General features: G+C 72.2%; 22 protein-coding genes. 14 read left to right on the top strand and 8 right to left on the bottom strand.

Annotated elements, in window-relative coordinates; translation table 11 throughout:
* The first annotated feature begins 20 nt into the window (after positions 1-20).
* The 3 genes from tsaB to tsaD are packed head-to-tail and all read left to right on the top strand — an operon-like array spanning position 21 to position 2,211.
* A complete protein-coding gene (gene tsaB / locus HUT06_RS38725; RefSeq protein WP_176200253.1) occupies positions 21-689 on the top strand; it encodes a tRNA (adenosine(37)-N6)-threonylcarbamoyltransferase complex dimerization subunit type 1 TsaB in 669 nt (222 codons plus the stop codon).
* The gene (rimI, locus tag HUT06_RS38720; RefSeq protein ID WP_176200252.1) at positions 686-1,177 is read left to right on the top strand and encodes a ribosomal protein S18-alanine N-acetyltransferase; all 492 of its coding nucleotides are present in this window, start codon (positions 686-688) and stop codon (positions 1,175-1,177) included. The genes tsaB and rimI overlap by 4 nt, the downstream gene beginning before the upstream one ends.
* Positions 1,177-2,211, top strand: a complete 1,035-nt coding sequence (gene tsaD / locus HUT06_RS38715; protein ID WP_217711618.1) for a tRNA (adenosine(37)-N6)-threonylcarbamoyltransferase complex transferase subunit TsaD — start codon at positions 1,177-1,179, stop codon at positions 2,209-2,211. Before rimI ends, tsaD begins: the two co-directional genes overlap by 1 nt.
* Before the next feature lie 205 nt (positions 2,212-2,416).
* On the opposite strand, the gene HUT06_RS38710 is transcribed toward tsaD, so the two are convergent.
* From HUT06_RS38710 to HUT06_RS38700, 3 genes are all read right to left on the bottom strand, one after another.
* Positions 2,417-3,361 (bottom strand): phosphotransferase family protein, encoded by a 945-nt coding sequence (locus HUT06_RS38710; RefSeq protein ID WP_176200251.1) that lies wholly within the window; start codon positions 3,359-3,361, stop codon positions 2,417-2,419.
* A gap of 196 nt (positions 3,362-3,557) precedes the next feature.
* Positions 3,558-5,207, bottom strand: coding sequence for a hypothetical protein (locus HUT06_RS38705; RefSeq protein WP_254715617.1), 1,650 nt, complete (start codon positions 5,205-5,207; stop codon positions 3,558-3,560).
* A gap of 615 nt (positions 5,208-5,822) precedes the next feature.
* A complete protein-coding gene (locus HUT06_RS38700; protein ID WP_176200250.1) occupies positions 5,823-7,049 on the bottom strand; it encodes a class I SAM-dependent methyltransferase in 1,227 nt (408 codons plus the stop codon).
* Between the two features lie 232 nt (positions 7,050-7,281).
* Between HUT06_RS38700 and groES the strand changes: the two genes are divergently transcribed.
* The 4 genes from groES (at position 7,282) to HUT06_RS38680 (ending at position 11,131) form a co-directional block, all read left to right on the top strand.
* Complete coding sequence (gene groES / locus HUT06_RS38695) at positions 7,282-7,593, top strand: co-chaperone GroES (RefSeq protein ID WP_205718926.1); 312 nt, start codon at positions 7,282-7,284, stop codon at positions 7,591-7,593.
* 85 nt (positions 7,594-7,678) lie between these two features.
* Positions 7,679-9,307: a chaperonin GroEL gene (gene groL / locus HUT06_RS38690; RefSeq protein ID WP_176200249.1), complete on the top strand. Its 1,629-nt coding sequence runs from the start codon at positions 7,679-7,681 to the stop codon at positions 9,305-9,307.
* Between the two features lie 247 nt (positions 9,308-9,554).
* Complete coding sequence (locus tag HUT06_RS38685) at positions 9,555-10,262, top strand: sigma-70 family RNA polymerase sigma factor (RefSeq protein ID WP_254715616.1); 708 nt, start codon at positions 9,555-9,557, stop codon at positions 10,260-10,262.
* 116 nt (positions 10,263-10,378) lie between these two features.
* Positions 10,379-11,131, top strand: a complete 753-nt coding sequence (locus HUT06_RS38680; RefSeq protein WP_176200248.1) for a hypothetical protein — start codon at positions 10,379-10,381, stop codon at positions 11,129-11,131.
* 42 nt (positions 11,132-11,173) lie between these two features.
* Here HUT06_RS38680 and HUT06_RS38675 read toward each other — a convergent pair whose 3' ends face one another.
* Positions 11,174-11,563: a DUF5319 domain-containing protein gene (locus HUT06_RS38675; RefSeq protein WP_089324405.1), complete on the bottom strand. Its 390-nt coding sequence runs from the start codon at positions 11,561-11,563 to the stop codon at positions 11,174-11,176.
* A gap of 243 nt (positions 11,564-11,806) precedes the next feature.
* Between HUT06_RS38675 and guaB the strand changes: the two genes are divergently transcribed.
* The 3 genes from guaB (at position 11,807) to glpD (ending at position 16,477) form a co-directional block, all read left to right on the top strand.
* Positions 11,807-13,303 carry an IMP dehydrogenase gene (gene guaB / locus HUT06_RS38670; RefSeq protein ID WP_176200247.1) on the top strand — a complete coding sequence of 499 codons (1,497 nt, stop codon included), beginning with the start codon at positions 11,807-11,809 and terminating at the stop codon, positions 13,301-13,303.
* Positions 13,304-13,506: 203 nt separating this feature from the next.
* The gene (locus tag HUT06_RS38665) at positions 13,507-14,622 is read left to right on the top strand and encodes a GuaB3 family IMP dehydrogenase-related protein (RefSeq protein ID WP_176201894.1); all 1,116 of its coding nucleotides are present in this window, start codon (positions 13,507-13,509) and stop codon (positions 14,620-14,622) included.
* Between the two features lie 115 nt (positions 14,623-14,737).
* Positions 14,738-16,477 (top strand): glycerol-3-phosphate dehydrogenase, encoded by a 1,740-nt coding sequence (gene glpD / locus HUT06_RS38660; protein WP_176200246.1) that lies wholly within the window; start codon positions 14,738-14,740, stop codon positions 16,475-16,477.
* 28 nt (positions 16,478-16,505) lie between these two features.
* Here the strand turns inward: glpD and HUT06_RS38655 are convergent, their stop codons facing one another.
* Positions 16,506-17,213, bottom strand: a complete 708-nt coding sequence (locus HUT06_RS38655; RefSeq protein WP_176200245.1) for a helix-turn-helix domain-containing protein — start codon at positions 17,211-17,213, stop codon at positions 16,506-16,508.
* Between the two features lie 274 nt (positions 17,214-17,487).
* Between HUT06_RS38655 and HUT06_RS38650 the strand changes: the two genes are divergently transcribed.
* Positions 17,488-19,068, top strand: coding sequence for a succinic semialdehyde dehydrogenase (locus HUT06_RS38650; RefSeq protein ID WP_176200244.1), 1,581 nt, complete (start codon positions 17,488-17,490; stop codon positions 19,066-19,068).
* A gap of 9 nt (positions 19,069-19,077) precedes the next feature.
* Positions 19,078-20,829, top strand: coding sequence for a GMC oxidoreductase (locus HUT06_RS38645; RefSeq protein WP_176200243.1), 1,752 nt, complete (start codon positions 19,078-19,080; stop codon positions 20,827-20,829).
* A gap of 63 nt (positions 20,830-20,892) precedes the next feature.
* Here HUT06_RS38645 and HUT06_RS38640 read toward each other — a convergent pair whose 3' ends face one another.
* Positions 20,893-21,795, bottom strand: coding sequence for a zinc metalloprotease (locus tag HUT06_RS38640; protein WP_176200242.1), 903 nt, complete (start codon positions 21,793-21,795; stop codon positions 20,893-20,895).
* 168 nt (positions 21,796-21,963) lie between these two features.
* Between HUT06_RS38640 and HUT06_RS38635 the strand changes: the two genes are divergently transcribed.
* Positions 21,964-22,713, top strand: coding sequence for a DNA alkylation repair protein (locus HUT06_RS38635; protein ID WP_176200241.1), 750 nt, complete (start codon positions 21,964-21,966; stop codon positions 22,711-22,713).
* Here the strand turns inward: HUT06_RS38635 and HUT06_RS38630 are convergent.
* The gene (locus tag HUT06_RS38630) at positions 22,710-23,678 is read right to left on the bottom strand and encodes a zinc metalloprotease (RefSeq protein ID WP_254715615.1); all 969 of its coding nucleotides are present in this window, start codon (positions 23,676-23,678) and stop codon (positions 22,710-22,712) included. The two genes, HUT06_RS38635 and HUT06_RS38630, sit on opposite strands and share 4 nt — an antisense overlap.
* 239 nt (positions 23,679-23,917) lie before the next feature.
* Between HUT06_RS38630 and guaA the strand changes: the two genes are divergently transcribed.
* Positions 23,918-25,486, top strand: coding sequence for a glutamine-hydrolyzing GMP synthase (gene guaA, locus HUT06_RS38625; protein ID WP_176200239.1), 1,569 nt, complete (start codon positions 23,918-23,920; stop codon positions 25,484-25,486).
* A gap of 69 nt (positions 25,487-25,555) precedes the next feature.
* On the opposite strand, the gene HUT06_RS38620 is transcribed toward guaA, so the two are convergent.
* Positions 25,556-26,098, bottom strand: coding sequence for a carboxymuconolactone decarboxylase family protein (locus HUT06_RS38620; RefSeq protein ID WP_176200238.1), 543 nt, complete (start codon positions 26,096-26,098; stop codon positions 25,556-25,558).
* Between the last annotated feature and the right edge of the window lie 54 nt (positions 26,099-26,152).

Below are 26,152 nucleotides of genomic sequence, written 5' to 3'. Positions count from 1 at the left end.
GACCGGTAGGCTTACAACCCGTGCTGGTCTTGGCTTTCGATACCGCGACCGCCGCGGTCACCGTGGCGCTGTACGAGTGGATTCCCGGTGAGGGCGCCGTGCCGCGCGGCACCGCCGAGGCCGTCGACCGGCGCAGACACACCGAACTGCTCACACCGTCCATCGCGCAGGTGATGGCGGAGGCCGGAGCGGCCCCCGGCGACCTCAGCGCGATCGCCGTCGGCGTCGGGCCCGGCCCCTACACGGGGCTGCGCGTCGGGCTGGTCACCGCCCGCGCCATGGGGGAGGCCCTGAACGTCCCCGTGCACGGGGTCTGCACGCTGGACATCATCGCCTGGGCCACCGGACGGGACGAGCCGTTCGTCGTCGCCACCGACGCCCGCCGCAAGGAGGTCTACTGGGCGCGGTACGACTCGGCACGCGCGCGCGCCACCGAACCCGCCGTGGGCCCACCGTCAGACGTGCCCGAGGGGCTGCCCGTCGTCGGCGAGGGCGCCGCCCTCTACCCGGAGGTCCTCGGCGAATCCGGCCACGAACCCCTGCTGCCGTCCGCCGGCGCGCTCGCGGAGCTGACCGTCGCCCGCCTGGCCGGGCTCAAGGTCCCCGAACTCCTCCCGCCGGAGCCGCTCTACCTGCGCCGCCCCGACGCGAAGGAGCCGGGGCCCCGCAAGAAGGTGACCCCGGCATGACCGGTGTCGTCCTGCGGCCGATGACCGGCGCCGACCTCCCGGCCGTCCACCGCCTGGAGGAGGCCCTGTTCCCCGAGGACGCCTGGAGTGAGGAGATGCTCCGCGGCGAACTCGCCGAGCAGCCGCGCACCCGCCACTACGTCGTCGCGGAGGAGCCCGGCGGCGAGATCGTCGGGTACGCGGGCCTCGCCGCGGCGGGCGGGCAGGCCGACGTGCAGACCATCGGGGTCCGCGCCGACCGGCGCAAGGACGGCATCGGCGCCGCGCTGCTCACCGCGCTGCTGAACGAGGCCGTCCGCCGCAACAGCGAGGCGGTCTTCCTGGAGGTCCGCGCCGACAACGACGCCGCCCACCGCCTCTACGAGCGGTTCGGCTTCGTCAGGGTCGGCCTCCGCAAGCGCTACTACCAGCCCTCCGACGTGGACGCGATCGTCATGAGCCGCCCGCTCACCCGCCGTCCACCCATGGGCTTCAACCGGGAGACGTGATGATTCGGGACGAGCCGCTGGTGCTCGGCATCGAGACCTCCTGCGACGAGACCGGGGTCGGGATCGTGCGCGGGCACACGCTGCTGGCGGACGCCATCGCCTCCAGCGTCGACCAGCACGCCCGGTTCGGCGGCGTCGTGCCGGAGGTCGCCTCGCGCGCGCACCTGGAGGCGATGGGGCCGACCGTCGAGCGCGCGCTCGCGGACGCCGGCGTCACGTTCGCCGACGTCGACGCGTTCGCCGTCACCGCCGGGCCGGGGCTGCCGGGCGCGCTGATGGTAGGCGTCGCCGCCGCGAAGGCGTACGCGCTGTCGCTGGGCAAGCCGCTGTACGGCGTCAACCACCTGGCCGCGCACGTCTGCGTCGACCAGCTCGAACACGGCCCGCTGCCCAAGCCGTGCGTGGCGCTGCTGGTGTCGGGCGGCCACTCCTCGATCCTCCTCGTCCCGGACGTGACGGACGAGGTCCACTCGCTCGGCAGCACGGTCGACGACGCGGCGGGCGAGGCCTTCGACAAGGTCGCGCGGGTGCTGGACCTCGGCTTCCCCGGCGGCCCGGTGATCGACCGCATGGCCCGCGAGGGCGACCCCGCCGCGATCGCGTTCCCGCGCGGCAAGTACAAGGACGGCACCTACGACTTCTCGTTCTCCGGCCTGAAGACGGCGGTGGCCCGCTGGGTGGAGGCCAAGGAGCGGGCGGGCGAGCCGGTCCCGGTCTCGGACGTGGCCGCGTCCTTCCAGGAGGCCGTGGTCGACGTCCTGACGCAGAAGGCGCTGCAGGTCTGCAAGGACAACGGCGTCCACGACCTGCTGATAGGCGGCGGTGTCGCCGCGAACTCCCGCCTGCGCGCCCTCGCCGCCGAACGCTGCGAGGCCGCGGGCGTCCGCCTCCGCGTCCCCCGCCCGAAACTCTGCACCGACAACGGCGCCATGGTCGCCGCCCTGGGCTCCGAACTGGCAGCCACCGGCCGCCCCCCGTCAGAGCTGGAGCTCCCAGCCGACTCCAGCCTCCCGATAGAAGCCATAACGCTGTAACTCCCAGGGGGCGACCCCCTGGAACCCCCGTCGCGACGCAGGCGATCCTCACGCCGCTGTTACGGTCTGTCGTGCCTGTGCGGGTGTGTGTGGCGTCGCTGCGGTCGCCCGCGTCGGCGGGGCGGACGACCTCCGGGCGCTAGGGCGCCCTCCGGCCGCCCGCCCCGTGGCCGTCGGTTGGGGTCTCAACGCGCTACCGGGAACCTCAGCATTCTGGGAGAAGCTTGGCTAGATAGTCCTCGAATAGGGGGACTTGGGCTTCGTCCAGGACGCGGTCGTCGTCTTCTGGGAGGAGGTCCAGGAGGCTGCGGATGTCCCAGTACGGGTCGTGGGTGTGGCCGCCGGAGACCTGGTCGAAGGCGGAGCGGAAGCGGTCGGCTACGGACGGGCCGTAGCGCAGGGCCAGGCCGCGGCGCATGCGGGCGATGTCGACGGAGACGGGGCCGGACGAGGCGTCCGACCAGTCGACGACGCCGGTGAGCTTGCCGTAGGACCACAGCGTGTTGTCGGCGTGGTAGTCGCGGTGGATGAACCGGGAGGGCGCCTCGGGGGCGGGCCGGGCCGCGACCTCGAAGGCGCGTTCCCACAGGTTCGGGCGGAGCGCGTGCTTGGGCGGGCGGCGCACGTCGAGCCGGTTGTAGGGGACGTACGGGGGCATCGTGGACACGCCGTTCAGGGCGTGCACCGACAGCAGCGCGGCGGCGAGCTGGATGAGGTATTCGGGCAGGTCGTCGGGGGACGGCCGGGGCGGGTGGCCGCTGAGCCGGGTGATGAGCAGCGCGGGGACGTCGCAGTAGGCGCCGGCGGGGTCGGCGGCGACGAGCGTCGGGGTGGGGATCGTGCAGCCGGCGAGGAGGGCGAGCGCGGCGATCTCGCGTTCGGGGGAGAAGTCGGCGTCGCCGTAGCGGCGGGCGCCGCGGCCGTCGGTGGGGCGGCCCGTCCAGCGGCGCAGGACGAGGCGGTGGGCGCTGCCGGAGCCGCTCTCCACGAGCAGGGCGTGGTTGGCGTGCGCGGTCCCGCCGGCGAGCGGCCGCACCATGCGGACCTCGGCGCCGCGGCCGAGGCACTCCTCGACCCAGCGCAGGGTGGGGTGGCCGGGCGGGGCTCCGGTCGGCAGGCAGGCAGCCGGTGTGCGAGTCACCTGATCCATGAAAACGGATTCCGAAGGGTATTGGGAGTGATTTTGCGAAGACGGAACGTAACAAATTGCACGTCAGCGGGGCCGGGTGAGGGAGTATCTTCGGTCGCGGTGGGCGTTTGCCGGACAAACGCCGCGGATTCCGTCCGGTATCCGAATGCGGTGCGGGTGGGGCCCGCGGCCGGGCCCCACCCGCCGGTTCCGCCGGTCAGTCCTTCGGCTCGCGGCGGGGCCGGAGCAGGGCCTCGGCGAGCGCGAGCATCGTCTCCTCCAGCGTGGACAGCCGCTTCAGCACGTCCTCGTGCACCGCGTTGACCTGCTTGGAGACCTCGTCGTGGACGCCGTCGACCTTGCGGCCCACCTCGTCCTCGACGTGCAGGAAGCGCTTGGCGAACTCGGCCTGCGCGGCGTCGGCCCGCCGCCCGGCCTCGTCCTGCATGCTCTCGACCCGCCGCGCGAACTCGGCGTGCACGCCGCCGACCTGCCGTGCGACGTCCTCCTGCATGTTGCCGACCTGCTTGGCGACGTCCTCGTGGATGCTGCCGACCTGGCGGGTGACGTCCTCGTGGATGTCGCCGATCCGCTTGCCGAAGTCGTCGTGGACGCCGCCGACCTGCCGTGTCACCTCGCTGTGCACGGACTCGACCTGCTTGGCGACGTCGGCGTGCACCGACTCCACCCGGCGGGAGACGATGTCGACCTGCGCGGTGAACTCCTCCAGCGCGACGTCGACCCGCTTGGCGACCTCCTCGTGGATGTTCTCGATGCGCTTGCGGACGTCCTCGTGCACGTCCTCGAAGCGGCGGGAGAACTCGTCCATCCGCTTGGCGACGTCGCTGTAGGCGGTCTCGGCGATCTGCGACATGGTCGCCTTGACCTCGTCGCGGTCCGGCCGGGCGCGCAGCTCCTCGATCAGCGGGTCGACCGCCTCGGCGAGGTGCTTCTCCAGCGCGTCGAACCGGTCGCCGTACTCGGCCGCCGGACGCTGCGCGATCTCGGCCAGCAGCCGGTGCACCTCGGCGATCTCCAGCGTGGCGGGGAGCCGGCCGATCCGCTCGCCGACCCCGTCCAGCCGGCCGTCCAGGCTCTCGAACCGGCCGTCCAGGCCCTCCAGCTTGCCCGACAGTCCCTCCAGCCGGCCGTCGACGCCGTCCAGCCGCCCGTCCAGCCCGTCGAGCCGGCCGCCGACGCCCTCGACCCGGCCGTTGACCGCCTCCAGCCCCTGCTCCATCCGCTCGGCCATCTCGCCGAGCGCCTGGTCGACCCGTGCCGTGACCCCGTTGATCGAGTGTTCGAGCCGCTCGGACCGGTGGCCCAGCTCGGCGAGCGACTTGTCCAGCCGGTTGAACCGGACGGACGCGGCCTCCATGCTGCCCTGGAGCTTGTCGAGCCGCTTGGTCATCTCGTCCATGCGCTGGGACGCCTGCTGCGTGGCGTCCGTGATGTGCTGCGCGGAGTCGAGGACGGCCTGGATGCGGGTCAGGCCCTCGTCGACGTTCTCGGCGACGACGCCGACGTCGGCCCAGAGCGCGGGCAGCTCGGCGACGGGCTTGACCCGCTCGCCGAACGACTCGATGTGCTCGGCCAGGCCTTCGGCCCATTCCGGGGGCTTGCCGGACAGTTCGTCGACCTGCCCGCGGACGCTCTCGATCTGCCCGGTCAGCCCGGTGAGCTCCCGCTCCCGGACCTCGCGGAGCAGCCACTCCATGCCTTCCAGCCGCTGGCGAATCTCGTCCAGGACCTGACCCTGTGAGCGCTGTTCATAGACGTGGTCCTGCGCCGCACGGGCGAGCAACTCCCGCATCCGATCCGAGACCGGTTGACCTCCCGTCTGCAGGAAGTTGTGATTCGTTTCCACCCGATGCTCCTTCGTGTGCCGGCGCGACGAAATGACGCACGGCAAATGAATCTCTGAGGTGGCCACTGTAGTGCGTGTGAGGGGCCGCTAAAACGGGTAGCAGAGAAGATTGTGAGTTCTGCGGAATGCGCCTGTTATCCGGCTGGGGCGGAAAGTGAGAAATAGCCGGGGGAGTGCTTGATCACCGCTTCGCGGCAATCGTCTTGATCATGGTGATGTGACGGGGATGCGCGGCGGGCGGGGCCGGTGCCGTGTCCGTACATCTCGTCCAACATCGGCAGTTCCCGAACCCGGCGCGGCGGCGGCCCGCCGGTGCGCGGCCCCGGTCGCGCGGCGCCGCGCGACGGATTCGAGCCCTATTTCGGAGGGTATTCCGCGGCGCCGAAGTCCCGGCCGGTGAACCTGCCTTGGTGTTTTCGGGTGCGTCTGTCTCGGCGCACCGATTCGGGGCCGGAGCCGCCGCGTTGCCGGGCGCCCGCAATCCCTGGTGGACGCGATGCCGGAAAACGCCGATGATTTGCACCGCCGTGGCGCGTCGCCCGGCCCCGCTTGGTGTTGCCCGGCCGCGCGGAAGATCTTTGGGCACGGTTGCCGGGCGGCCCGGCTCCGGGCGGGTCAGCCCGCCGGGGGAGCGGCCGCGGCGGGGCGGGTGAGCAGGGCGACCGGGTCGCGGCCGACCCGGGTCACCACCACCGTCGCCTCCGCGCCGCCGTGCCCCGGCCGGCGCCCGGCGAAGCCGAGATCGCGGCGCAGCCGGTCGACGTCCACGGCCGAGCCGCGCTTCTTGACGGTCAGCACGCCGACCTCGCGGCGGCGCAGCTCCGCGCGCAGGCGCTTCACCGAGAACGGCATGACGTCCTCGACCTCGTAGGCGTGCGCGAATGGCGTCGGGCAGAGCCGGTCGGACGTGATGTACGCGATCTGCGGATCGGCCAGCCCGCCGCCGACCAGTTCCGCCACCTCGCCCACCAGATGGGCGCGTATCACCGCTCCGTCAGGCTCGTATAGATAACGGCCCCATGGGCGTACATCGGGGCCGTCCGACACTTGCGGGGTCAATGTGCAGACCTGTGGGTCGGTGTCGGACGACAGCAGCGTGGCCCGGCGGCCCACGTCCCCTGCGAGCGACCCCAGCCACAGGGCCGCCTCCTTGACGTCACCGTGGACCGACACCCACTCGGCCTCCGCGCCGTCCGGGACGGCCTCATGCGGGATGCCGGGCGCCACCTTGACGCACGCCCCGGGAACCTTCTGCGCCCTGTCCAGGACGACGTCAAGCGGCGGCTCGTAGGAGCGCGGGTCGAAGACCCTGCCCCGTGCAGTACGGCGCCCAGGGTCGGCGAACACCGCGTCGAAGCCGTCCACCGCGGCCTCGGTGGCGTCGCCGATGCGTACGGACGCGTCGAGGCCGAATTCGGTCACGTTCGCCTGCGCCACCTCGGCCGTCAGCGGGTCGAGCTCCACGCCCTCCCCGGTGAGGCCCGCGCGCCCCCGCGCGATGAGGTCGGCGCCTATCCCGCAACCCATGTCCAGCACACGCGCGCCGTCCAGCCGGTCGGCGAACCGTCGCGCACGGTGCGCCGCCACACTCGCGCGGGTGGACTGCTCAAGGCCCGCCTGGGTGAAGTACATGCGGTCCGCGTCCGGACCGAACTTGGCCCGCGCCCGCTCCCGGAGCCGCACCTGCGTGAGCGCCGCGGCCACCAGCGCGGCATCGTGCCGTTCGCGCAGCCGCGTCGCCGTGGCGAGCAATCCGCCCTCGCTGACGTCCGCCGCCGCCGCCTCGCCGAGGAGTGCCTGGCCGGAGGGGGTCCGCAGGGCCCGGAACGACGCGATGTCCATGGAGCGAAGTTAGCGTCAGGTGAACGTCGGCCGGTGCCTCCGTGTCCGTGTTGACGGGCTCCCGGGCACGGAATAGTCTCCATGACTGGCACTCTCGTACTGAGAGTGCCAACAACAGCGACAAGGTCGGTCTGGCACCCGCGACGGCAGGCCGGTCCAGGGTCGCCTCTTCTGTCACATGTGCTGGCCGGTCATCCGTGGCCGGCCGAGGACCAATCGAAGGGGAGGTCAGATCGTGACGACCGCCACCAAGGTTGTTCTCAAGCCGCTTGAGGACCGCATCGTCGTCCAGCCGCTTGAGGCCGAGACCACCACCGCGTCGGGCCTGGTGATCCCGGACACCGCCAAGGAGAAGCCCCAGGAGGGCACCGTCCTTGCCGTTGGCCCGGGTCGCGTCGACGACAAGGGCGAGCGCGTCCCCGTCGACGTCAAGGTCGGCGAGGTCGTGCTCTACAGCAAGTACGGCGGCACCGAGGTCAAGTACAACGGCGAGGACTACCTCGTCCTCTCGGCCCGCGACGTGCTCGCGGTCATCGAGAAGTAATCACCGAGACGTGATGCACCCGCCCCGGTCGGCGCCGCCTTCGGCGGGGCTGCCGGGGCGGATCGCGTAATAGAGGAGTATCCGCATGGCGAAGATCCTGGAGTTCGAGGAGGACGCTCGCCGGGCTCTTGAGCGCGGCGTCAACGCTCTCGCGGACGCCGTCAAGGTGACGATCGGCCCGCGCGGCCGCAACGTCGTCATCGACAAGAAGTTCGGCGCGCCGACCATCACCAACGACGGCGTCACCATCGCCCGCGAGGTGGAGCTGGAGGACCCCTACGAGAACCTCGGGGCCCAGCTCGCCAAGGAAGTGGCGACCAAGACCAACGACATCGCGGGCGACGGCACCACCACGGCGACCGTCCTCGCGCAGGCGCTGGTCCGGGAGGGCACCCGCAACGTGGCCGCCGGCGCGTCCCCGCTCGCGCTCAAGCGCGGCATCGACGCGGCCGCCCAGCACGTGTCCGACCAGCTGCTGAAGACGGCCCGCGAGATCGTCGAGAAGGACGAGATCGCGCACGTCGCGACCATCTCCGCGCAGGACCCGCAGATCGGCGAGCTGATCGCGGAGGCGTTCGAGAAGGTCGGCAAGGACGGCGTCATCACCGTCGAGGAGGCCCACACGATGGGCCTCGAGCTGGAGTTCACCGAGGGCCTCCAGTTCGACAAGGGCTACCTGTCGCCGCACATGGTCACCGACCACGAGCGCATGGAGGCCGTCCTGGAGGACGCCTACGTGCTCATCGTGGACGGCAAGATCTCCAACGTGCAGGAGTTCCTGCCGCTGGCCGAGAAGGTCGCGCAGACCAAGAAGCCGCTGCTCGTGGTGGCCGAGGACGTCGAGGGCGAGGCCCTGGCGCTGCTCGTCGCCAACAAGATCCGCGGCACCTTCACCTCCGTCGCGGTCAAGGCGCCGGGCTTCGGCGACCGCCGCAAGGCGATGCTCGGCGACATGGCCACCCTGACCGGCGGCCAGGTCGTCAGCGAGGCCATCGGCCTCAAGCTCGACTCCATCGGGCTGGAGGACCTCGGCCGCGCCCGCCGGATCACCGTCACCAAGGACGCCACCACCATCGTCGACGGTGAGGGCTCCGCGGACGAGATCACCGCGCGCGTCAACCAGATCAAGGTCGAGATCGAGAACTCCGACTCCGACTGGGACCGCGAGAAGCTGCAGGAGCGGCTGGCCAAGCTGGCCGGCGGGGTCTGCGTGCTGCGGGTCGGCGCCGCCACCGAGGTGGAGCTGAAGGAGAAGAAGCACCGCCTGGAGGACGCCATCTCGGCGACCCGCGCGGCGATCGAGGAGGGCATCGTCTCCGGCGGCGGCAGCGCGCTGGTGCACGTGGCCAAGGAGGGCTTCGACACCCTCGGCCTGTCCGGCGACGAGGCCACCGGCGCCGAGGCGGTCCGCCGCGCGCTCAACGAGCCGCTGCGCTGGATCTCCGAGAACGCCGGCCAGGAGGGCTACGTCGTCGTCTCCAAGGTGCAGGCGCTGCAGGCCGGCCACGGCTACAACGCCGCGACCGGCGAGTACGGCGACCTGATCGCCCAGGGCGTCATCGACCCGGTGAAGGTCACCCGCTCCGCGGTCACCAACGCCGCCTCGATCGCGGGCATGCTGCTCACCACCGAGGCGCTCGTGGTCGACAAGCCGGAGGAGCCCGAGGAGGCCGCCGGCGGCGGCCACGGCCACGGCCACGGGCACGGCCACTGACCCTTCCGCAGGGAAGGGCCGCGCCGGTCCGACCGGCTCCGCGACCCCCGTCCACCCGGTGGACGGGGGTCGCCGTTATGTACCGGGATGGGACGTTCTTTGCCCGATGGGCGGTTTAATGTTTCGTGACGCGCGGCAATGAAATGATCGCATGACGTAGTATTCCCAGGTTCGTTCCAGCACTGTGACCATTCCGTTGTCAACGACGGGGCAGACACGCCCGGCGGTGCTGGGCATCATGCTTGACGTGACCGAGGGATGCTTCGCCGGGACCATGACCGCGCGCGCTGCCGAACCCTCGGGGGGTCCGGCCCCGCCGGCGCCCCGCGACGCGGGGCGTGACACGGGCCGCGACACCGGCCGCGGGACGCGGGCGCTGCGGGCGGCGGACGCCGCCGACGGCGACCTCAAGGAGCTGACGAACCGGGCCGTCCAGGGCGATCCGGGCGCCATCGAGGTCCTCATCGCCGAGGTGCGTCCCATGATCGTCCGGTACTGCCGGGCCCGGCTCGGCCGGGTGTCCGGGCAGTACCACATCGCCGACGACGTGGCCCAGGAGGTCTGCATCGCCGTGCTGTCGGCCCTGCCCCGCTACCGGGACATGGGCCGCCCCTTCGCCTCGTTCGTCTTCGGCATCGCCGCGCACAAGATCGCGGACGCGATGCGCAGCGCGGTGCGCGCCGCCGTGCCCACCGAGGACCTGCCGGACGGCCCCGACGACCGGCCCGGGCCGGAGGAGACGGTGGTCCGCTACATCGAGGCGCAGCGCGCCCGCGACCTGCTCACGCGGCTGCCCGAGCACCAGCGCGAACTGGTGCTGCTGCGCGTCGTGGCGGGGCTGTCGGCCGAGGAGACCGGCAACGTGCTCGGCATGTCCGCCGGCGCCGTCCGGGTCGCGCAGCACCGCGCCCTGGCCCGGCTCCGGGCGATGGCGCGAGAGGAGTCGATCGCTTGACGGAGCGAGGCCCCCTCACCGGCATCGGGGGCGCCCCGAATCCGGCCGAGCCCTCGCACTCCGGTGATGCCCCGGCCCCGGCCACGGCTCGGCTACAGGCCCCGGCTCGGCTACAGGTGGCGGCCGCGGCGGCGAGTCCGCCGGCCGCGGACCTGGCGGCCGTCCGCCGCACCGACGCCCTGATCGAGTCGCTGGCGGCGCGGCGCCCGGCCGGGCCCGCGCCCGCCGCCGCCCCGGCCTCGCCCGCCCCGCCCGCGTGCGCCGGCGACGACCCCGACCCGGCGGTGCGGTTGCTGAACGCGCTGATCATCGACGTCGACGACCAGACCGCCGACCCCGCCCCGCCGGCGCCGCCCGCGCCGTCCGGCCCCCGCCGCCGCGGGCCGCGCACGATCGTCGCCCTCGGCGTGGTGGGCGCCGTCCTCGCCAGCACCGGCGTCGCGGCGGCGGGCGGCGGCGCGGCCGACCGCTCGACGGCCGCCGCGCCGGCGCCGCGCGCGTCCGAGCAGGCCGTCCCGGCCGCGGCGCCGGCGGCGGGCGACGCCGACGCCGCGACCCGCGCCCGCCCGCAGGAGCCGTCCGCCGCGCCGGCGCCCGCGCCCGAACCGACGAGGACGGGCCGGCCCTCCCGGGGCCAGGAGCGCGAGGACATCGCGCGCCTCAAGCGCCGCCTGGACGACCTCTTCCCGCCCCGGCGGCACCACCGCCGCCCGGAGGGCCCGGTCAGGATCACGCGCTCGGCGCCGTCCGACCGCCCGGAGGCCGCGCCCGGCGACGACCCCGTCCTCGACCTGGACGACCTGGCCGCCCTGCGCCGGGAGGCGGAGCGCCGCAACGACCGCTACCGGGCACCGCGCTGGGACGACTGACCCCGGCGGAAGACCCCGGCGGGCGCCCGGCCCCGGCGGGCGCTAGTTCTCGTCCCGGCCCTCTTCGCTGTCGATCACGCCGTCGACGTAGCCGCGGGCGTACTCCCAGCTGACGTAGTCGACGGGATCCGGGGAGAGGGCGGGCTCGTGGACGCGGGGCAGCCCGGCGTCCAGCAGATGGCGCAGATTGCCGTGCAGCAGTTCCCAGTCGATGTAGTGGAGCTTGCCGCAGTCGCCGCAGTCGACGGTGAGGCCGCGCACGCCGAGCGGCTCCAGCAGTGCACGGAAGACCTCCAGGTCGGCGAGGTCGGCCAGCACGTCCTCCCGCTCCGTCACGCTGAGCGGAGCGGCCTCGTCGCCGGGGTCGCCGAGCGCCGCCGCCGGATCCTCCGGGTCTCCGGCGAACGGGTCGAGCGGTGCGTCATCGTGCACACTCCCACGCTACTGCCGCGAGCCCCGAAAGGTGCACCCCCCGGTCTCCTCTGTGCGCGAACAATCACGCGGAGTGTCCGCCGGGCGGGGGAATGCTCAGGGGCGTCCGGCGTGTTGCCTGATGTCATCAAGGCCACGCGGCCGCGGCGTGCAAGAGCCCGCGCCGGTGCGGGCGGACGCCCTACCATGGGTACAGGGTCCTTTGACCTGGCCCGATGCCGCAACCGATACGGGAAGGTTGTCATGAACCCCGCCGCCGAGCCCGACAAGTTCCTTCCGCAGGGCCTGACCTTCGACGATGTGCTCCTGCTCCCGGGCTACTCCGACCTCCAGCCCGGCGAGGCCGACACCACGACCAGGCTGACCCGTGAGATCTCGCTGCGGATCCCGCTCGTCTCGGCGGCGATGGACACGGTGACCGAGGCGCGGACGGCGGTCGCCATGGCCCGGCAGGGCGGCATCGGCGTGCTGCACCGCAACATGTCCATCGAGGACCAGGCCGAGGAGGCCGACCGGGTCAAGCGGTCCGAGTCCGGGATGATCACCAACCCGGTCACCTGCCTGCCGGACGCGACGCTCGCCGACGTCGAGGAGCTGTGCGCCCGCTACCGGATCTCCGGCGTGCCGGTGACCGACGTGCGCGGCGTGCTGGTCGGCATCGTGACCAACCGCGACATGCGCTTCGAGTCGGACCTGTCGCGCCCGGTCCGCGAGGTGATGACCCCGATGCCGCTGGTGACCGCCCCGGTCGGGGTGGCGCGGGACGAGGCGTTCCGGCTGCTGGCGGGCAACAAGGTCGAGAAGCTCCCGCTGGTGGACGCCGACGGCCGGCTCAAGGGCCTCATCACCACCAAGGACTTCACCAAGAGCGAGCAGTACCCGGACGCCACCAAGGACGCCGACGGCCGGCTGCTCGTCGCCGCCGCGGTCGGCGTCGGCGAGGACGCGATCCGCCGCGCGAAGGCCCTCATCGAGGCCGGCACCGACGTGATCATCGTGGACACCGCGCACGGCCACTCCAAGGGCGTCGCCGACACGATCGCCTCGATCAAGGGCAACTCGGGCGTGCAGGTCGTCGGCGGCAACATCGCCACCCAGGCCGGGGCGCAGGTCTTGGTGGACGCGGGCGCCGACGGGGTCAAGGTCGGGGTCGGGCCCGGCTCCATCTGCACCACCCGCATCGTCGCCGGCGTCGGGGTCCCGCAGATCACCGCGATCTCCGAGGCGGCCCGCGCGGCGCGGGCGGCGGGCGTCCCGGTGATCGGCGACGGCGGCCTGCAGTACTCCGGCGACATCGCCAAGGCGCTGGTCGCGGGGGCCGACACGGTCATGCTCGGCAGCCTGCTCGCCGGGGTCGAGGAGTCGCCGGGCGAGCTGATCTTCGTCCACGGCAAGCAGTACAAGTCCTACCGCGGGATGGGATCGCTCGGCGCGATGCGCAACCGCGAGCGCGGCGCGTCCTACTCCAAGGACCGCTACGCCCAGGCCGACGTCAGCGCCGAGGAGAAGCTGATCCCCGAGGGCGTCGAGGGCCAGGTGCCCTACCGCGGGCCGCTCGCCAACGTCGCGCACCAGCTCGTCGGCGGGCTGCACCAGTCCATGTGGTACGCGGGCACCCGGACGATCCCCGAGCTGCAGGAACGCGGCCAGCTGATGCGCATCAGCGCCGCCGGGCTGCGGGAGAGCCACCCCCACGACATCCAGATGACCGTCGAGGCCCCGAATTACCAAGGCCGATAGAATCCCCGGGTAGGAACCCAGACCTGCAACAACCGAAACGTCGCGATCGCGTGCGAAGCCAGGTTCGAGCGTGCGAGAACCTGATCGCGTAGCGAGCCCCTGGGGGAGTCGGAGCGATGCGGCGATCGCCGCGTCGCCCGCCGAAGGACGGTGCTCCAGCACCTGACGCCAAGGGCGATGAAAGGAACAGAGTGGCTGCTGAGGTGGAGATCGGGCGGGGCAAGAGCGGCCGCCGGGCGTACGCCTTCGACGACATCGGCATCGTGCCGTCCCGCCGGACGCGCGACCCCGAGGAGGTCAGCGTCGCCTGGCAGATCGACGCCTACCGGTTCGAGATGCCGCTGGTCGTCGCGCCGATGGACAGCGTCGTCAGCCCGGCCACCGCGATCGCCGTCGGCCGGCTCGGCGGCCTGGCCGTGCTCGACCTCGAAGGGCTGTGGACGCGCTACGAGAACCCCGAGCCGCTGCTCGCCGAGATCGCCTCGCTGGACGACGTCCGCGCCACCCAGCGGCTCCAGGAGATCTACACCGAGCCGGTCAAGGAGGAGCTGATCGGCCGCCGGATCCAGGAGGTCCGGGAGGCGGGCGTCACCGTCGCGGCGCGGCTGTCCCCGCAGCGCACCGCCCAGTTCCACAAGGCCGTGATCGACGCGGGCGTCGACCTTTTCGTGATCCGCGGCACGACCGTGTCCGCCGAGCACGTGTCCGGCCGCGCCGAGCCGCTGAACCTCAAGCAGTTCATCTACGACCTCGACGTCCCGGTGATCGTCGGCGGCTGCTCCACCTACACGGCCGCGCTGCACCTGATGCGGACGGGCGCGGCCGGGGTGCTGGTCGGGTTCGGCGGCGGCTCCGGGCACACCACGCGGACCGTCCTCGGCGTCGCCGTCCCGATGGCGACCGCGGTCGCCGACGTGGCCGCCGCCCGCCGCGACTACATGGACGAGTCCGGCGGCCGGTACGTGCACGTCATCGCCGACGGCGGCATGGTCAACAGCGGCGACATCGCCAAGGCGTTCGCCTGCGGCTCCGACGCGGTGATGGTCGGCTCGCCGTTCGCCCGCTCCACCGAGGCCCCGGGCCGGGGCTACCACTGGGGCAGCGAGGCCCACCACGGCGACGTCCCGCGCGGCACCCGCCTCGACCTCGGGACGATCGGGACGATGGAGCAGATCCTGCACGGCCCGTCCCACGTCGCGGACGGCTCGATGAACCTCATCGGGGCGCTGCGCCGCGCGATGGCGACCTCCGGTTACACGGAGTTGAAGGAGTTCCAGCGGGTCCAGGTCGTGGTGGCCCCCCGCAGGTCCACCGACTGAGCCGGTCCGCCGACTGAGAGCGAACCCACTCCCGGTGGGGAAATTTCCGGGGTGGACCCGTCCTTACTCTTGGGTAGGTACTGCTCGGAAACCGAACGCTGTGGGGGGATGAGCGATGACGGCTTCACCGGTGACGGGCCTCGGAAGCTCCCGGCTGGGCCCGGCGGAACGCGCCGCGGCGCTCGATCGGATGGCCCGTGAGGAGTTCGACGTGGTCGTCGTCGGCGGCGGGATCGTCGGCGCCGGAGCGGCGCTCGACGCGGCCACCCGCGGCCTGTCGGTCGCGGTGGTCGAGGCGCGCGACTTCGCGTCCGGCACGTCCTCGCGCTCCTCGAAGCTGATCCACGGCGGTCTGCGCTACCTGGAGCAGTACAACTTCGACCTCGTCCGGGAGGCGCTGACCGAGCGCAGCCTGCTGCTCCAGCAGATCGCGCCGCACCTGGTGAGGCCCGTCCCGTTCCTGCTGCCGACGACCCACCGCGTGTGGGAGCGGGCGTACCTCGGTGCGGGCGTGGCCCTGTACGACGCGCTCGCGGTCCAGATGGGCAGCACGCGCGGCGTCCCGCACCACCGGCACCTGACCCGGCGCGGGGCGCTGCGGCTGGCGCCGTCCCTGCGCAAGGACTCCTTCACCGGCGCGATCCAGTACTGGGACGCGCAGGTCGACGACGCCCGCTTCGTGATGACGGCGCTGCGGACGGCGGCGCAGTACGGCGCCCAGATCGCGTCCCGCACCCAGTGCCTCGGCTTCCTGCGGGAGGGCGAGCGCGTCACCGGCCTGCGGATCCGCGACCTCGAGGGCAACACGACCAGCGAGGTCCGCGCGAAGCAGGTCGTGAACGCCACCGGCGTCTGGACGGACGACATCCAGGAACTCGTCGGCGGCCGCGGCCAGATCCACGTGAAGGCGTCCAAGGGCATCCACCTGGTCGTCCCGAAGGACCGCATCCACTCCTCGACGGGGATCATCCTGCGTACGGAGAAGTCCGTGCTGTTCGTGATCCCGTGGGGGCGGCACTGGATCATCGGCACCACCGACACCGCGTGGGACCTCGACCGGGCGCACCCGGCCGCGTCCAAGGCCGACATCGACTACGTCCTCGACCACGTCAACTCGGTGCTGTCCACGCCGCTCACGCACGACGACGTGGAAGGCGTCTACGCGGGCCTGCGGCCCCTGCTCACGGGGGAGACCGAGGAGACGTCCAAGCTGTCCCGCGAGCACGTGGTCGCGCACCCGGTGCCCGGCCTGGTCCTCGTGGCGGGCGGCAAGTACACCACGTACCGGGTCATGGCGAAGGACGCCATAGACGCCGTCGCCCACGGCCTGGACGGCAAGGTCGCCGAGTCCTGCACGGACCGCATCCCGCTCGTCGGCGGCGACGGCTTCCAGGCCATGTGGAACGCGCGCCACCGGCTGGCGTCCCGCTCGGGCCTGCACGTCGCCCGCATCGAGCACCTCCTGCGCCGCTACGGCACCCTGCTGGACGACCTGCTCGGCCTGATCGCCGACAAGCCGGACCTGGCCAAGCCGCTCACCGGCGCCGACGACTACCTGCGCGCCGAGGTCGTCTACGCCGCGACGCACGAGGGCGCCCGGCACCTCAACGACGTCCTCGCCCGCCGCACCCGGATCTCGATCGAGACGTGGGACCGCGGCGTCGGCGTCGCCCAGGAGGCCGCCGACCTGCTGGCCCCGGTGCTCGGCTGGTCCAAGAAGCAGCGCGACCGCGAGATCGAGTACTACCGCAAGCGCGTGGAGGCCGAGCGCGCCTCCCAGACGCAGGACGGCGACCAGGAGGCCGACGCGCACCGCCGCGGCGCCCCCGACATCGTCCCGGTGGCGACTCCTTGATCCCGCACGCCTTCGGCCGGGCCCGCGCTCAGGCGGGCCGGTCGGGGCGGGGCGCCTGCACCAGCGTCTTGCCGGTCGCGTAGAGGTCGGCGGGGACGCGGGCCGGGTCCAGCAGGTGCTGGAAGGCCAGCCCGAAGTCGAGGGCCATGGTGAGGGCGGCGCGGTCGCCGGGCCCGATCCGGTCGGTGCCGCCGTCGGCGGAGGAGCCGGTGCCGCCGTCGGCGGGTTCGAGTTCGCGGGCCAGCCGGTCGCGGCGCTCGGCGTACCAGTCGGCGATGCGCCAGCCGGCGGCGTAGTCGCGCATGCCGTAGAGCCAGAACTCGACGAGCAGCAGCGCGAGGCGGCGGGGGCGGTCGTCGGCGGCGCCGCGGCGGGGCGGGCGGCCGGTGACGGCGGCCTCGCGGGCGGCGTCGCGCGCGGCGTCCCGCTCGGCGGCGCGCAGCTCGTCGCAGACCTCCGGGCCGGTGCGGTCGCTGGTGATGCGCTCCATCAGGGCCAGCAGCAGGTCGGTCTTGCCCGCGAAGTTGGAGTAGACGGCGCCCTTGGTGAGGCCCGCGGCCGCCGCGATGTCGTCCAGCGAGGCGCCGTGGATGCCGCGCTCGGCCCAGAGGCGCTCGGCGGCGGCGAGCAGCGCGGTGCGGGTCTGCTCGCGGTCGCGGCGCGGCCGCGGACCGCCGGACGGCGGCCGGCCGGCCGCCCCCGCCGCTGGCCGCTGGTCGCCGTGGGCGTCCGTCATTCGCTGTTCCCCTCCGTGTCGAGACCCGCGCGCCCCCGTGCGCGCGCGGCCGGCCCTCCGTCCGCGGTACGCGCGCCGAGATTCTCTCCTTCGGGGATACACCGGCGGAGCATGGTCAGTCTCCCGGTTGCGCAAGTCCGGGCGGTTGGAACGCTCCGTTCAGGGCCGCTTGTCAGGCAGAGACGGACGTAACGCGATCGGGTGGGGCATTTCACTCCAAGTAGCGCGTTACTTGCGGGTAGCCAAAATGGGCAGGTGGTCATACGCTGCCTGCATGGCATCCCCGACGGTCCCTGCCAAAGGCGCGGCAGAGCACACGCTCCCCCAGACCCTGATCGACCGGCTGGCCTCCCACGTCGCCTCGGACGGCTCCGAGACCGCGACCATTCCCGGCCCGTTCACCGGTGAGCCCCTCGCGACCGTCCCGATCTCCGGTGCCGACGACGTCCGCAAGGCCTACGCGCGCGCCCGCGAGGCGCAGCGGGCCTGGGCGGCGCTGCCGGCCGGCGAGCGGGTCAAGCCGTTCCTGCGGCTGGCGGACGCGCTGGTCGCCCGCCGCGAGGAGATCCTCGACGTCATCCAGCTGGAGACGGGCAAGGCGCGCCGCCACGCGCTGGAGGAGTTCCTCGACGTGGCGCTGTGCTCGCTGTACTACGCCCGGCGGGCCCCGGGGCTGCTGAAGCCGAAGCGCCGGCAGGGCATGATGCCGGGGCTGACGCGGGTCCGGGAGCTGCGGCACCCGAAGGGCGTCGTCGCGCTGATCGCCCCCTGGAACTACCCCTTCGCGCTCGGCGCCAGCGACATCGCGCCCGCGCTGATGGCGGGCAACGCGGTGATCCACAAGCCGGACACCCAGACGTGCCTGTCCAGCCTGTGGGTGCTGGACCTGCTGGTCTCGCTCGGGCTGCCGCGCGACCTGTGGCAGATCGTCGTCGGCGACCCCGCCCAGATCGGCGACCCGCTGCTGGAGGAGGCCGACTACGTCTCCTTCACCGGCTCGACGCGCGGCGGCAAGGCGATCGCGGCCAAGGTCGCGCCCCGGCTGATCGGCTACTCGCTGGAGCTCGGCGGCAAGAACCCGATGATCGTGATGGCGGACGCCGACGTGGAGCGGGCCGCGCGCGGCGCCGTCCGCGCGTGCTTCACCAACGCCGGGCAGCTGTGCATCTCGATCGAGCGGATGTACGTCCACGAGGACGTCTACGACCGGTTCGTGCCCCGGTTCACCGAGCTGGTCAAGGGCATGAAGCTCGGCACCGGCCTCGACTTCGAGGCCGAGATGGGCTCGCTGACGTACCGGCGCCAGCTGGACGCGGTGACCCGGCACGTCGACCAGGCCGTCGAGGAGGGCGCCACCGTCCTCGCCGGGGGCAAGGCGCGCCCCGACGTCGGGCCGCTGTTCTACGAGCCGACCATCCTCACGGACGTCAGCGGCGACATGGACCTGTGCGCGAACGAGACGTTCGGGCCGGTCGTCGCCGTCTACAAGTACCGGGACGAGGACGAGGTCGTCGCCCGCGCCAACGACACCGACTACGGGCTGAACGCGTCGGTGTGGACGAAGTCCCCGGCGCGGGCCCGCCGGCTGGCCGCCCGCATCCAGGCGGGGACGGTCAACATCAACGACGGCTACGGCGCCGCGTACGCGTCCTACGACTCGCCGATGGGCGGGATGAAGCAGTCCGGCGTCGGACGCCGCCACGGAGCCGAGGGCCTGCTGAAGTTCACCGAGGTGCAGACCGTCGCGAGCCAGCACCTCATGGACCTCGAACCCCCGTCCGGCATCGGCTACGACAAGTTCGCCGGGTACATGGCGAACGGCATCAGGATCATGAAGAAGCTGCGGATCAAGTAGGGGACGCCCGTGAAGCATGACTTCGACGTGCTGGTGATCGGGTCGGGGTTCGGCGGCAGCGTCGCCGCGCTGCGGCTGACCGAGAAGGGCTACAAGGTCGGTGTGATCGAGGCGGGCCGCCGCTTCGACACCAACCCCGCCGGTGCTCCGGGCTCCCGCTACCCGCAGCTGCCCAAGACCAACTGGCGGATCGCGCGCTACCTGTGGGCGCCGGCGCTCGGTCTCACCGGCATGCAGCGGATGCACCTGATCCGGGGCGCGAAGTCGAGCCGCGTGATGGTGCTCGCGGGCGCGGGCGTGGGCGGCGGTTCGCTGAACTACGCCAACACGCTGTACGTCCCGCCGGAGCCGTTCTTCAAGGACCGGCAGTGGGCGCACATCACCGACTGGCAGGACGAGCTGGCGCCCTACTACGAGCAGGCCAAGCGCATGCTGGGCGTCGTCCAGAACACCACGACGACCGAGGCCGACAAGGTCATGAAGCGGGTCGCCGACCGGATGGGCAAGGGCGACACGTTCGTCAAGACCCCGGTCGGCGTCTACTTCGGGCAGGGCGCCGGGATCGAGAGCGCCGACCCGTACTTCGGCGGCGCGGGCCCGCGCCGCCGCGGCTGCCTGGAGTGCGGCGAGTGCATGGTGGGCTGCCGCCACGGCGCCAAGAACATGCTCACGGAGAACTACCTGTACCTCGCGGAGAAGGCCGGCGCGCGGGTGATGCCGCTCAGCCGCGTCACGTCCGTCCGGCCGCTGCCCGGCGGGGGCTACGAGGTGGCGATCGTGCGGACCGGCTCGTTCGGCCGCGACCGCAAGACGTTCACGACCGGGCAGGTCGTGTTCGCCGCCGGCACCTACGGGACGCAGAAGCTGCTGCACAAGCTCAAGGCGACCGGCGCGCTGCCGCGCCTGTCGGCGCGGCTCGGCGCCCTGACCCGCACGAACTCCGAGGCGATCCTCGGCGGCGGGCGCGGCAACGGCAGGCCGGGGCCCGACTTCTCCGAGGGCGTCGCGATCACGTCGTCGTTCCACCCCGCCCCGGACACCCACGTCGAGCCCGTCCGGTACGGGCGGGGCTCCAACCTCCTCGCCGGGCTGCAGACCCTGCTCGTCGACGGGGACCGGCCGGGCGAGCGGCACACGCCCCGGCTGCGCAAGTTCGCCCGCGAGGCGGCGCGGCGCCCCCGCGACCTCATCCAGCTGTTCGACGTGCGGCACTGGTCGGAGCGGACCGTGATCGCGCTGGTCATGCAGACCCGCGACAACTCGATCACGCTGCGCCCGAAGAAGGGGCCGTTCGGCTGGGACGTGCGCGCGTCCGCCGGGCACGGCGAGCCGAACCCGACGTGGATCCCGGAGGGACACGAGGCGACGCGGCTGATCGCCGAGGAGATCGGCGGCATCGCGGGCGGCACGTGGGGCGATCTGTTCGACGTCCCGATGACCGCGCACTTCCTCGGCGGCTGCCCGATCGGCGACTCCGCCGACTCCGGCGTCATCGACGCCTACCACCGCGTCTACGGGCACCCGGGCCTGCACATCGTGGACGGCTCCGCCGTCTCGGCCAACCTGGGCGTGAACCCGTCGCTGACCATCACGGCCCAGGCCGAGCGCGCCATGTCGTTCTGGCCCAACCGGGCCGAGGACGACCCGCGCCCCGCCCTAGGTGAGGCTTACCGCCGCATAGGGCCCGTCCTGCCGAAGAACCCGGCCGTCCCGGCGACGGCTCCGGCGGCCTTGCAGCTGCCCATCGTCGACATCACCTGACCCTTCACCAGAGGGTGGAGCCCACCGCGAGCATGCTCGCGGTGGGCTCGCAGGGTGTTCGGGTCAGGCGCGGTAGGCGGCCCACTGGGACTGCATGCGGGCGTTCTGGCCCGGCGTGAACTCGTACATGCACGAGTCGTAGCTGTAGTCCATGAAGTTGTGGATGGGGTCGGCGCCCGGGGAGGAGCAGGTGTTGCGCCCGGTGGGGCAGCCTGAGGCGGGGCTCTGCTCGGCAGGGGTGTCGGAGACGCGGTCTCCCTGGCCGCTGCATCCGCCCTGGAACGTGTGGTAGAGCCCCATCCAGTGGCCCACCTCGTGGGTGGCGGTGTCGCCTTCGTTGTAGTTGCCCAGGGACCCGCCCGGCAGGCTCTGGTAGTGGATGACGACGCCGTCCATCGACGGCTGGGAGCGGTAGCTGCTCGGGAACGTCGCCCAGCCGAGGAGGCTGGAGCCGAGGTCGGCGGTGTAGACGTTGAGGTCCTGCGCGTTGCCCGTGTGCAGGGCGCGTTTCATCTGGCTCTCGTAGCCCTCCGGGTTGGAGAACCAGGCCGCGTTGTTCGTACGCCTGATCTCCGACAGCGTGAACGTGACGCCGCTGCCCGAATAGGCGTTGTTGAGGACGTCGAGCTGCTGCCGCAGGACCGTGTCGGAGACGTTCCCGGCACTGCCGTAGACGACCTGGAAGTGCACCCTGACGGTGACGGCCGCGGCCGTGTGCACCTTCTTGAGCTTGCCGACTCGGTTCTGGAAGTCCTTCTCCATCGCGGCGACCTTGGCCGCGCTCGGCTGGTTCCGTTCGGTGGCGTGGGCTCCGGCGCGGACGCGGGCCTGCGCGGGCTGCTCCACACAGGCGTTGGACGCTGTGGACGCTGTGGACGGGGCGGCGAGGGTGGCGGGAGCGGCGGGCGCGTACGCCGTGAAGGCGGCGGCCAGGCCGAGGACGGTGGCGATTCCGGCGCGTTTCATGGAACTCCTTGGGGGCGGCGCGAGCGGGGGAGCGCGCGCTGGGGGAGCGGAGTCATCGCTGGAACAAGGGTGAATGCGAACAAACATCACGTCTTTGGCAAACCTGAACGAATCGGGATGGGCAACGCTGAATACGGCGCCGTAGCGCGACGGCGTAGCGTGTCCCGCATGGACGTGGGGGCCGAGGCGGCGCGGGTTCTGGCGGAGTTGCGCGCCCAGGGGGATCCGGCGCGCGCGCAGAGCGAGAAAAGCTATCTGAAGAGCGAGTTCGTCCACATCGGTGTGACCGTGCCGGCGCTGCGCAAGGTGGCCCTTTCGGCGGTCAAGGGCAAGCCCACGCGGGACGAAGTGCTAGCCCTCGCGCGGCTCCTCTGGGACGTCACCGACGACGGACGTCCCGTCCATGAGGCCCGTATGGCGGCGATCGACGTGCTCGTCAAGCGGGCGGCCCTGCTGGAGCCCCGCGACATGGGGACGGCCGAAGCGCTCATCCGCGACTCGGCGAGCTGGGTGTACGTCGACCACCTCGCGGAGAAGGTCGTCGGCGGCCTGGTCGTCCGGTACCCGGACCTGGCGGCGACGCTGGACGCATGGGTCGCCGACCCCTACATGTGGATACGGCGTACGGCCGTCCTGGCGCTGCTTCCGGGCGTCCGGACGGGAGACCCGGATCTAGAACGAATCAGCCGGTACGGGGACGCGCTGCTGGGCGAGCGCGAGTTCTTCATCAGGAAGGCCCTGGGATGGGTCCTCCGGGAGTTGTCCAAGAAGGACCCGTTCTGGGTGGTGGAGTGGGTCGAGCCCCGTCTCGGCACCATCTCGGGCGTGACGCTGCGCGAGGCCGTCCGGCGGCTGCCCGCCGAGGAGGCCGCCCGGCTGCGCGGGCGGCCCGCCCTCGAACGCGGTGGGCCGCTCTAGGCGCGGTAGGCCGCCCACACCTTGTGCATACGGGCGCCCTGGCCCGCGGTGAAGGACGTCATGCACGTGTCGTAGCTGTAGTCCATGTAGTTGTGCACCGGGTCGACACCGGGGGACGGGCAGGTGTCCTTGCCGGTCGGGCAGCCGTTCGACGGGTCGCGCTCGGCCGGCGTGTCGGCGACGCGGTCGCCCTGGCCGCCGCAGCCGTCCTGGAACGTGTGGTAGAGCCCCAGCCAGTGCCCCACCTCGTGGGTGGCGCTGAAGCCCTTGTTGAAGTGCTCGATCGACCCGCCCGGCATGCTGCCGTAGTGGATGGTCACCCCGTCCATCTTGGGGTCGGACTTGTACTTCCACGGGAACGTCGACCAGCCGAGCAGGTCGCCGCCGATGTAGGTGCTGTAGAGGTTCAGCGTGCCCTTGCCGCCCTGGTGCAGCATCGGCTTGTAGGTGCCCTCGTAGCGCTCCGGGTCCTGGAACCAGGCGGCGCTGTTCGAGCGGCTGACCCCCTGGAGCTTGAAGGAGACGCGCGTGTCCGCGCCGCCGTTGCGTCCTCCGTAGGAGGCGTTCATGGTGCTGATCTGGCGGTTGATCGCGGCGGTGGAGACGTTGCCGCGCGGCCCGTCGTGGATCACGTGGAAGAACACCGGGATCGTGATCTGCGGTGCGGCCTTGAGATCGCTGCCCTTCGACTGGCCGCCGGACTCGTCGACCGGGCCGAGGCCGAGCCGGTTCAGGAGGCGGTTGAGTTGCTCCTCGATGCCGGCGGCCTGCGCGGGCGTCAGGTCGTTGCGCTCCCGGCCGTGGCCGTTCGTCCGCAGGCGCGCCTCCGGGTGCGTGCAGTCGTCCGCGCTCGCGCGCACGGGCGAGGCGGTGGGCGGCCCGGACGGTGCGGCAGGCGCGGCCGGCAGGGACGGCGCTGCCGGGACGAGCGCGGCGAGCAGGGCGGTGGCGGCGAGCAGCTTCACGGCACTCCTAGGGAGGTCGCTTGCGGACGGGAGCCATGCAGGCGTGCGCGACCGACTACAGGGCGTCATTAACTCGTATCAGAACGCAGCACCATGATGAGTGTGATCAAGGTAAATGGATGCCGACCGTTATCGGACCATCGCGCCAGGTGACGGCCGGGGCGGGGGTGCGGGGCATAGGCGCAGGCAGCGGGCCCGTAGACTGGGAGCCCCTTCCGGCCGTGCGAAAGGCTTAGTTGGTGGCCGCAGACCAGTCCTTTGACACCGTTCTCGTCGTCGACTTCGGCGCGCAGTACGCGCAGCTGATCGCGCGGCGCGTCCGCGAGTGCCATGTGTTCAGCGAGATCGTCCCGTCCACCATGCCGGCGGCGGAGATGCTGGCCAAGCGGCCGAAGGCGATCATCCTGTCCGGCGGCCCGGCGTCGGTGTACGCGGAGGGCGCGCCGGCGGCGCCCGAGGGGCTGTTCGAGATCGGCGTCCCGACGCTCGGCATCTGCTACGGCCACCAGGTGATGGCGCAGGCCCTCGGCGGGACGGTGGAGAACTCCGACATCGCCGAGTACGGCGGCGCGACCGTGGCCGTCACGTCCCCGGGCATGCTGTTCGCGGGGCTGCCGCACGAGCAGGCGGTGTGGATGTCGCACCGCGACTTCGTCAGCGGCGCCCCGGCCGGCTTCACGGTGACGGCGAGCACCGACGTCACCCCGGTCGCCGGCATGGAGGACCGGGAGCGCGGCTTCTTCGGCGTCCAGTTCCATCCGGAGGTTCTGCACACCGAGCACGGAATGGAGATCCTGCGCCGATTCCTGTACGAAGGCGCCGGATGCCGCCCGAACTGGACGATGGTCAACATCGCCGAGGAGTCGATCGAGGCCGTCCGGCAGCAGGTCGGCGACCGCCGGGCGATCTGCGCGCTGTCGGGCGGGGTCGACTCCGCGGTCGCCGCCGCCCTCGTCCAGCGGGCCATCGGCGACCAGCTGACCTGCGTGTTCGTCGACCACGGGCTGCTGCGCAAGGGCGAGCCCGAGCAGGTCGAGAAGGACTTCGTCGCCGTCACCGGCGTGAACCTGCACGTCGTCGACGCCCAGGACCGCTTCCTCGGCGCGCTCGACGGCGTCACCGACCCGGAGCAGAAGCGCAAGATCATCGGGCGCGAGTTCATCCGGGTGTTCGAGGAGGCCGCCCGGGAGATCGTCGGGGAGGACGCCGACGAACCGGTCGAGTTCCTCGTCCAGGGGACCCTTTACCCGGACGTGGTCGAATCGGGCGGCGGCACCGGCGCCGCGAACATCAAGTCGCACCACAACGTCGGCGGGCTCCCCGAAGACCTGCAGTTCGCGCTGATCGAGCCGCTGCGCTCGCTGTTCAAGGACGAGGTCCGCGCGCTGGGCGAGCAGCTCGGGCTGCCGACCGAGATCGTCTGGCGCCAGCCGTTCCCCGGCCCCGGCCTCGGCATCCGCATCATCGGCGCCGTCACGCGCGAGCGCCTGGACATCCTCCGCGACGCCGACGCCATCGCCCGCGAGGAGCTGACCCGTGCCGGCCTCGACCGCGACATCTGGCAGTTCCCGGTGGTGCTGCTGGCCGACGTCCGCTCGGTCGGCGTGCAGGGCGACAGCCGCACCTACGGCCACCCGATCGTGCTGCGCCCGGTGACCAGCGAGGACGCCATGACGGCCGACTGGGCGAAGCTGCCCTACGACCTCCTGCAGCGGATCTCCACCCGCATCACCAACGAGGTCCGCGAGATCAACCGCGTCACGGTCGACATCACCTCCAAGCCTCCGGGCACCATCGAGTGGGAGTAGGCGGCTCGGTCTGACCGAACGGCCGAAGGCCCGGACGGCGAACCGTCCGGGCCTTCCGCTTCGGTCGGGTCAGACGGTCGCCGGGGCCAGCGCGGCCTCGGCGTCCAGGGTCGCGGCCGCCGCGTTGACGACGGCGGCGATCCGCAGCCCCTCCTGGACCAGCTCGCGGGACAGCCCGGCCTCGCGGACGACCTTCTCGTGCGACTCCAGGCAGCGCCCGCACCCGTTGATCGCGGACACGGCGAGGCACCACAGCTCGAAGTCGACCTTGTCGACGCCCGGCTTGCCGATGACCGACATCCGCAGCTTGGCGGGCAGCGTCGCGTACGTCTCGTCCCCGATGAGGTGGGTGGCGCGGTAGTACACGTTGTTCATCGCCATGATCGACGCGGCGCCCTTGGCCGCCTCGAACGCCTCGGCGGACAGGTAGTCGCCCGCCTCCTCGGCCAGCTCGCGGATGACGACGGCGCTCCGGGTGGCGAGGGCGCAGGCCAGCACCGTCCCCCACAGCTGCTGCTCGGTGAGCTGGGAGGTGGAGGTCAGCGAGCCCAGGTTGAGCTTGGTGTCCTTGGCGTAGCCCGGCAGGGCGCCCTTCAGCGCGTCAACGCTCATGATCAAGTGTCCTTTCCATGCGAACGGCCGGCCGCGCGACGCGGCCGGCCGTCG

The organism is Actinomadura sp. NAK00032 (assembly GCF_013364275.1).
Classification (GTDB): domain Bacteria; phylum Actinomycetota; class Actinomycetes; order Streptosporangiales; family Streptosporangiaceae; genus Spirillospora.
This window is presented reverse-complemented; position numbering and strand designations above follow the sequence as displayed.